General features: G+C 67.1%; 1 protein-coding gene. It reads left to right on the top strand.

Annotated elements, in window-relative coordinates:
- Positions 1-294 precede the first annotated feature (294 nt).
- Positions 295-705, top strand: a complete 411-nt coding sequence (locus I8N68_RS32485) for a hypothetical protein (protein WP_234041015.1) — start codon at positions 295-297, stop codon at positions 703-705.
- Positions 706-754: the final 49 nt, after the last annotated feature.

The following is a 754-nucleotide window of genomic DNA, read 5'->3' on the forward strand; positions in this document are numbered from 1 at the left end:
ACGCGGTCGCTCATGACCGGGCGCGAACGAAGGTCAGGGCCCGCCCGCTACCGGCGACGAAGGTGAACGCCTCGACTCCATCATCGACCCTGACGGGGTTGGGCCACGGATCGGGGGTTGAGACTGACTGGCAGGCTCCGTTGATCGAGTAGTCGGAATTCGCCTCATCAACGCCGACAGAGTGGCGCTCTGTCACGGGCCTAGACCTGCGCCGTCCGCGCCGAGCATCCGCATCTGCCGACGAGCGTGCGTTTGCCCTTGAGATTTGCAACCAGCGAGGCTACCGTCGCGCGAATGCCAGATGATCCGTTGGATTCGGGCAAGCCGCGCGAAGGGCTGGCCCGGGGCCTGCGCGCGGTGCTCATCTGGATCCCTATCGGGCTGCCAGCGGTCGGGCTCCATTATGTCGTTTGGGATGCGACCGACAGCTACTGGCTCGGGTATCTGGCGGGGTCGGTGCTGCCCGTCGTGGTGACGCCATGGCTCGCGCCTCGGGTGTCCTACCGCCGTCGGGACACGCTGATCACCGTGATCGCGTGGCCATACATGGCGGGTCAGATCGCGTCGCGAATGGCGTTGCTGCCGTACCGGGACTGGGCGCCCCGGACGGACGAGGTGCGCCGATCCCGCTGGCATCACAACCCGCGCTTTGCCGGCTACTGGTGGATCTCCCCCAACCCGTCACCGTGGCCGCCGAAGAGGTGACAGGTCGCCGGGCCATTCATACTTCGCGCCGCCGGGCACCAGTTCGAGC

It is taken from the genome of Micromonospora coerulea (assembly GCF_016598485.1).
Classification (GTDB): domain Bacteria; phylum Actinomycetota; class Actinomycetes; order Mycobacteriales; family Micromonosporaceae; genus Micromonospora; species Micromonospora coerulea.